At 68.6% G+C, this 6982-nt stretch carries 8 protein-coding genes and 1 rRNA gene; 5 read left to right on the top strand and 4 right to left on the bottom strand.

Annotated features, from left to right (window positions below):
- A 5S ribosomal RNA gene (gene rrf / locus MJ777_RS21695) occupies positions 1 to 90 on the top strand; the annotation flags it as partial.
- 260 nt (positions 91 to 350) lie between these two features.
- A complete protein-coding gene (locus MJ777_RS21690) occupies positions 351 to 872 on the top strand; it encodes a hypothetical protein (protein ID WP_239312114.1) in 522 nt (173 codons plus the stop codon).
- A gap of 14 nt (positions 873 to 886) precedes the next feature.
- On the opposite strand, the gene MJ777_RS21685 is transcribed toward MJ777_RS21690, so the two are convergent.
- Positions 887 to 1381 carry a hypothetical protein gene (locus MJ777_RS21685; RefSeq protein WP_239377630.1) on the bottom strand — a complete coding sequence of 165 codons (495 nt, stop codon included), beginning with the start codon at positions 1379 to 1381 and terminating at the stop codon, positions 887 to 889.
- Positions 1382 to 1666: 285 nt separating this feature from the next.
- On the opposite strand from MJ777_RS21685, the gene MJ777_RS21680 reads away from it, so the two are divergent.
- A complete protein-coding gene (locus MJ777_RS21680) occupies positions 1667 to 2275 on the top strand; it encodes a hypothetical protein (protein ID WP_239312116.1) in 609 nt (202 codons plus the stop codon).
- A gap of 58 nt (positions 2276 to 2333) precedes the next feature.
- On the opposite strand, the gene MJ777_RS21675 is transcribed toward MJ777_RS21680, so the two are convergent.
- Positions 2334 to 3641, bottom strand: coding sequence for a DUF1015 family protein (locus MJ777_RS21675; protein WP_239312118.1), 1308 nt, complete (start codon positions 3639 to 3641; stop codon positions 2334 to 2336).
- Positions 3642 to 4022: 381 nt separating this feature from the next.
- Here MJ777_RS21675 and MJ777_RS21670 point away from each other — a divergent pair, with 381 nt between their 5' ends.
- Positions 4023 to 4448 carry a tetratricopeptide repeat protein gene (locus tag MJ777_RS21670; protein ID WP_239312121.1) on the top strand — a complete coding sequence of 142 codons (426 nt, stop codon included), beginning with the start codon at positions 4023 to 4025 and terminating at the stop codon, positions 4446 to 4448.
- Positions 4449 to 4458: 10 nt separating this feature from the next.
- A complete protein-coding gene (locus MJ777_RS21665) occupies positions 4459 to 5661 on the top strand; it encodes an HAD-IIA family hydrolase (RefSeq protein WP_239312123.1) in 1203 nt (400 codons plus the stop codon).
- Between the two features lie 88 nt (positions 5662 to 5749).
- Here the strand turns inward: MJ777_RS21665 and MJ777_RS21660 are convergent, their stop codons facing one another.
- A complete protein-coding gene (locus tag MJ777_RS21660; RefSeq protein WP_239377629.1) occupies positions 5750 to 6418 on the bottom strand; it encodes a hypothetical protein in 669 nt (222 codons plus the stop codon).
- 242 nt (positions 6419 to 6660) lie between these two features.
- Positions 6661 to 6982: beta/gamma crystallin domain-containing protein (locus MJ777_RS21655; RefSeq protein ID WP_239377628.1), on the bottom strand; the 322-nt coding region annotated here is incomplete at its 5' end.

Below are 6982 nucleotides of genomic sequence, written 5' to 3'. Positions count from 1 at the left end.
CCCGGTTCCATTCCGAACCCGGTAGCTAAGCCCTTCTGCGCCGATGGTACTGCGTGGGTGACCGCGTGGGAGAGTAGGACGCCGCCGGACTTCTTTCAGGGAGGGGTTATCCATGTCGGATAACCCCTCCCTTTTTGTCATGAAGCCGGCACCGACGCGGGCATGGATGGCACCGGCCGAGGGAGAGAACAGCGTGGAGAAGAACAACGGCGAAGCCGCCCGCCCAGGTCGCCGCCAGCCAGCAAGCGCGGCCGAGGCCACTTCCCCGAGGAAGAATCGGATCTCGACGACGAGCACAGCGGCTCGTCGCCCGACCGCGGCCGGGCGTGGCAGATCTCGGACCGCGAGCGATGGACAGGCGCAACAGCGCTGGCGGGCGGCTCGCGACGCCCGCGCTGGCGGTGCGCGTCAGCAGGGTCGCTATGGAGATCAGCCGCCAGCAGGCGGCAACCGTGACACGGCTGGCCGGCCCGCGCGACGAGCGTCTGCCAGCGCGCATCATGATGATGGCGCCCGCCGGTCGCCTCGACCCGTGGGTGCGCGCGGTGACGGCCGGCGTTCTGGTGAGGATCGCGGTCCGGATAGGACAGGCCAGCGACAGGGCGGCGGCTGGCCGGTTGAGCGGCCGAGATCGGATCGGGCGAGAGCGGAAAGGCCGGGGGCGCGGGGGCCGGAAGCCGACGGCCGTGAATCCGGGCGGCGGCCGGCGGGCCCGCCAGCCCGTGGGGCGTCTGTTCCGCGCGGCGGCCGCGGTCACACCGGCAGCCCGGAACGTGGCCAGGGACGCGGCAACGAGCGAGGACACGATGAACGCAGGCAGAGCGCGGCGCGTTCGGCTCGCCCATCGGATTCGCCCGCCTCGGGCCCAGTGAAGCGCGGGAGCGGATCAACGGATCAGCGGACGTTTTTCTCGACCAAGGGTGACCGCTCCGGGCAGGGCTCGCGGGTGTCCCGGAACGACGCCCCGCGCGGCCGTGGTACTGATAATCGTCTTGCGGGCCGGTCTGGCGCCGACAGGCCTCGTGCCGCCGACCGCTTCCGTAGCACCGGTAATGATCGTGATAAGGCTGGCGGTGGCCCGCGGCGGGCGCAGCCCGGGGTCACCCCGCCATCCACCGGCGGCGAGCGTGACGGCAGAACGTCCCCCAGTCCTTCCCGCGGTCGTGCTGCCGAGGATCGGTCGACCGATCGGCGTCGTGGGCGGGATGCCGACCGGCGGCCCGCGCCGGATGCCGCGCCCTACCGGTCTGTTTACCATCGTGACGAACGAGGTCGCGATGCTCGGGCTCGGGACGAACGCGGCGCGGACCGGAACACCACCGGTCGTGCCCCACAACGGCCGGCGCCGGGGCCGAACCAACCACGATCGGGCGAGCCGCATCCGAGCCAGCCACGGCCGGCCAGCCCCGCGCCGCGCGGGCGGGATTCCCGGCCACCGGCTGCACGTGGCGGCAGGCCAGCAGGTCCGCGGCCCGGGGCCGCTGGCTCAGGCCGCGGCAGGCCCGCTCCGGCCCGCGGGCGTACCGCCACGCCCGCGGGATCATCAACATCCGCGGGCCGTTCGGCGGACGCCGGCCGGCAGGAACGCGGACAGGAACAGCGCCCAGGTCGACCATCCGCGCCGGCGCTGCCCGATGAGGCCCGCGCGGAGCTGCTGGACTTCGAGGTGACCCGGGAGCTGCGCGGGCTCGGCGCCTCGCTCGCCGAACCGGTCGCCCGTCATCTTGTGGCCGCCGGCATCTATCTTGACGAGGACCCCGCGCTCGCGCTTGCGCACGCTCGTGCGGCGTCAGCGCTTGCGTCCCGTATCGCGGTCGTCCGCGAAGCGGTTGGCCTCGCGGCGTACCACGCGGGGGAGTTCACCACGGCGCTTGCCGAGCTGCGCGCGGCCCGCCGGCTCGACGGTTCCCCTCGCCATCTCGCGCTGATGGCGGACGCCGAGCGTGGGCTCGGGCGTCCCGAGCGGGCGTTGTTGCTGGCCCGGGACCCGGGTGCGGCCGAACTCGACAAGGCGGGCCGGATCGAGCTCCTGATCGTCCTGTCCGGCGCACGGCGCGATCTGGGCGAGCCGGCGGCCGCGGTGCTGCTGCTGCAGGATGAGGCGGCTGTGGCCAGCGTGGAACCGTGGACGCCAAGGCTGTGGTACGCCTATGCCGAGGCGTTGCTGGCCGCGGGTCGGCCGGCTGATGCGGCGCGCTGGTTCGCGTCCACGGCAACCATCGATGAGGAGGAGACCGACGCCGCGGAGCGGGCCGCCATGCTGGCGGACAGCTGATCTGCTGCTCCCGCGACCCGTGGCTTGTCCGTATGGGGTCCGTATGGTGGGCGATGGCCTACTGGTTGTCCAGGAGACGGATCAACAGGCCGCTTCGCGGCTTGGGCGTGAACAGCGTCGACTTCCGTGGCATACGCTCACCCGCGGCGGCGACTGCGGCGACATCCGCTGTGGGCGTCGGGTTGAGCAGCAGCGCGGTCCCGCCGGCCTGCGCCGCGGCGGCGATCGCGCTGGCCGCGTCATGATGGTAACGGATCGTCTCCTCGGTGTCCGGTAGACCCCAGACCTTCACGATCAGCGCGAGATGCGCGACGGTGACATCCAGCTTGCGGAAGGCCGCGGAGCGGTCCACGGGCAGTGCCTCGGCGAGCAGCGCCGGATCCGGTTCGCTCAGGAGGAACGCCGTGCGGCCATCGGTGATCATAAACGCGTGGCCGCCCTTGCCGGCTCCCGCCAGCTCGTTGAGCAGGGCCATCCCGCTCGGATCCGGCGCGGCGTCCAGCTGCGTCACCGAAAAGGCCGATGCGGCCCGGCGCGCGGCCTCGGCCACGTCGAGTCCTGCCACGACCCGGTGGATGGCGTGGACCGCAGGCCCCGACACCTGCGCGTCGGCGAGGAAGGCCAGGCCGAAATCCCACGGGCCGGCGCCGGCCCCGGCAGCGTGACGGTCTGCCTGGTAACGACGGTAGGTGGCGTATCGGTGATGTCCATCAGCGATCACCGCATGCCGTCCGTAGAGATCGTCAGCGATTTGTGCGAGATCGTTTGAATCGGTAAGGGCCCAGATGCGGTGTGATACGCCGTCATCGGTCATAGTGGTCAACAGCGGTTGGGTTGCGGCTGTCGCTGAAACGATCTGGCTGGTGAACCCGCCGCCAGGGTACAGCAGGAAAATTGGTTCGAGATTCGCCACAGTGGCCACGGTCAGGGCGAGCCGGTCGGCGACCGGGCCGGCCATCGTGTTCTCATGCGGCAGGATGATCCCCGCGTTCGGGTCCACGAGGGCCACCGCGCCGACCAAGCCCCGCTGGATGTGGCCGTCGTGGATCTCCTCGTACACGTAGAGTGCGGGAGCGTCGTCGCGGCGCAGGACACCGGCGGCGATCCATGCACGCAGGGTCTGTCCGGCGCGGTCGTAACGGCTCTCGGGAGAGCTCTCGTCGGTGTCGCGCGGAAGGGTGAGACGGACGACATTGTGCGGATGCGCGGCTTCCAGCGCGGTGACGCCCGCTGTGTCGATCACGTCGTAGGGCGGGGCGGTCCGTCTCGCGAGATCCGGCCCGTCATCGGCCACATACCGCAGGGCACGAAACGGCGCGAACACCAGTCCGCCGGGTGTGGGCAGCGCCGGGTCGGGAGCAGTCATGCCGCGATCGTATGGGCTGCCCCCTGCGGGGCCGCTCCAGCCGCGCGGGCCATGGCGCAGGCCCGCCGTTGGCTGAGCCCGTGAGCCTTCATACCGGTAACAGGCTGTACAGAAACACAGCGATCAGTGCGATCGGTGGGAGCGTTGCCCGGTTTCCAGCGACACTGGGATGCGCACCTTGTGAAAATGCGTCTGGCCGCCATCGGTGTTGGCTGGCGTGTACATCAGTGGCGACGAGGCTCTGAGCGTGGGCACCACCGGCTGGTGACGTAGGCAGTGACGTAGGCAGTGACGCAGACAGGCAGAGGTAACCAACCGGCCAGCGGCCGCGCGATCGTTTTCTGTCGCGTGGCCGCTGGCCTAGAGGTTAGGGAGGCGCCGATGTCCGGCGGGTACGACGGAGCTGGGGGTAACCGTGGTCCTGTTGGAGGTGCTCCCGGCGGTGAGGTCTACGACTGGTACACCCGGGGTGTTGCCCTGCTCGACCGGGGCAACGCGAACGCCGCGGTCCAGCTGCTGGCCCATGCGGTCGCAGCCGAGCCGGGCTCCCGCAGCGTGCGGGAGGCGTTGGCGCGGGCGCAGTTCGACGCCGGTCAGTACGACGCGGCCCGGGAGAGTTTCGCTTGGATAGTCGAAAATGACCCGGCGGACGACTACGCGCAGTTCGGGCTTGGGATGGCGGCTCGTAGAACGGGTGACCTGCGTGCCGCCGTGGAGCACCTGGCGCTGGCTGCGGCGATGCGCCCGGACCTGCGACACTACGACCAGGCTCTGCGCAGTGCCCGGGCCGCTCTCAACCAGCGTTGATGAGCCCGTTATGACGGACAGTCCACACGTTCATTTTCACGCCCGGTTGACCGGCTCGCCGCGTCCGCTGTCGGCGTCGTCCTCCCCACTTGCCGACGCGCACGACGTCGCGTTGATGGATCTTGATGGTGTGGTGTATCGCGGCGCTGAGGCCGTGCCCCATGCGGCGGATGTGATCGCATCTGTCCGCGGCCGTGGCATGCGTGTGGTGTACGTCACCAATAACGCCCTGCGCTCACCGGCGGATGTCGTGCGTCGGCTGGTGGCATTCGGGGTGCCCGCGGCGGTGCCCGATGTCGTCACGTCGGCGCAGGCGGCCGCGCGGGTGCTGGCCGAACGGCTGCCCGCACGCGCCGCGGTCCTGGTCGTCGGTGGCGAGGGCCTTCGCCAGGCGGTGACCGAGGTGGGTCTACAGCCGGTCGCGACCGTGGGGGAGCAGCCCGCCGCCGTTGTGCAGGGTTTCGATCCGGATCTTGACTACGCCAGGCTCGCTGAGGCGGCGCTCGCGATCCGGGCGGGCGCGTTCTGGGTCGCGACCAACGTTGATGCGACGGTGCCGAGCGAACGTGGGTTGATGCCCGGCAACGGTTCACTGGTTGCGATGTTGTGTACGGCAACCGGATGCGAGCCGATGGTTACTGGCAAGCCTGAGCATGCGATGCACGAGGAATCGGTCCGCCGGAGCGGGGCGCGGTTTCCGGTGATTGTGGGCGACCGTCTCGACACCGATATCGAGTCGGCTGTCCGGTCGGGCACGCCGTCCCTGCTGGTGCTCACCGGAGTGGCCGCACCGGGCGAACTCCTGCGGGCCGAGGCACGCCACCGGCCGACGTATCTCGCGGCCGATCTGCGTGGCCTGTTGGCGTGTCATCCGGGCGTCGTCGTGAAGGTGAGGGGAGCGCAGGGGGCGGAGAAGGGAGGTGAGTCACGATCCGGCGATGTGGTGGCGGCGTGCGGCGGCTGGGTGGCGCAGGTGTGTGATGCGACGCTGACCTGGCGCAGGGCCAGGCCGGCACCCCGGGCAATCGGCGCGTGTGGGGCCGCTGTCGGTGCGTCGCCAGCTGGTGGCCCGTTGGTCGATGCCCTGCCGCGGGATGATGGCCTGGATGCTCTTCGGTCGGCCTGCGCGGCTGCATGGACGGCGGCGGACGCCGGCACCCCCGTCCAGCGGCTGGCTGGTGACCGACCACCGGGCTGTGCCGATCTGGAATAGTGCCCGTTCCAGGCACCCGGAGAGCCGGTTTCTTCCGGTGATTATTCAGCGCGCTACCAGGCTGGAACGCCCGGCAACTGTACTGGCTTTACTTTCCGGCGGATCGTATGTGGCCGAGGATTCTGTTCTTGAACTCAACGAGCTGGGCCGCATGGGATTCGATATATCTGTTGTCGTATGCCGACTGCACAGCCACGGCGATACCGACCAGATTTGTTTTGATCTTGCAGTCGACGTCCGTGGACGCGACTGTGATCTCAGCCGGTGAGGCGGGCGTCGTGGAACCGTCAGGCGCTGGCGGGCGCCGCCATTGCAGGTCTCCGATCGCGTCCAGGGGAGTGTTGTACCTGAATCCTGACTCGGCCATACATTGCGCCCAGCTGACGACCACCGCGCGGTATCGACTGTCGTTGGTGGGGACGGGCGGGCCAGAATCTGGGAGTACGGTCTCATCGATGATGAGTGGGGTACCGCCGATCGCCTCCTGCCCTTTTCGGGCGCATTCCGAGGAAACTTCGGACGGTCCTGCGACCCCCGTTTCTGTCAGCGAGACCGCTTGCCCGGGAGGTCTGGAATATCCATGGGTCTTTGCCGCCACGGGGTCAAAGAAGCCGTACAGCCCTGACCGGATCACTCCATCTCGTTGCTGGGCTGATAGAAACTCCTGTACCCCCGGCGGCTCGTGGATCTCGGCGTTGGCTCCGTGCGCCGCGAGGCATTTCGCGACGGTTTCGTTGCGTACTGCCCGAAGCTGCATGATCTCCTGAACCGAAGGAATATACGTGTCTATCGGCCGGCCGATCTGCGATGGCTCGGAAATTTGTTGTACTGGCCCGATGCCGGGCTCGTGCTGTTCCGGGGATTTTACCGGGTCCGCGCAGGCGACGCTGGCAGCCAGCACCAGTACAACCGCAGGTAGCGTCGCCTGTGGGCGAATCACGTGGCGGATGCGTGGGGACTGGCGCCAGCGACGCCCGCGAAAGCGTATCAGCATGCAGATCAATATATATTGATGGCGCGAACTGTCTGAGCCGAGTACGACCATGAAGACCACTTCGGGAAATACACTGTGTAGCTGTCGCCCGAATACCATCCGGCGTTGTTTCCGGAGCTGCCTCCATAAACGTTGTAGAGGGTCACATTCGTGTAGCCGGCATTTGCCCAGCATGTCGTTTGATTGGACTGCAGCCAAAGAAAGTCGTAGCGACTACAGGATACCCTGTTGATTGCTTGAGCGGAACCCGCGGTAGCAACCAGCCCAAGTGTGACTGCCATGGCCGTGAAAACAGACGCGAACGCTCTCTTCACCGTCAGGTCCTTC

It is taken from the genome of Protofrankia sp. Cj5 (genome assembly GCF_917627405.1).
GTDB lineage: Bacteria > Actinomycetota > Actinomycetes > Frankiales > Frankiaceae > Protofrankia.
The sequence above is the reverse complement of the archived record's forward strand: the minus strand, read 5'-3'. Positions and strand labels throughout refer to the sequence as shown.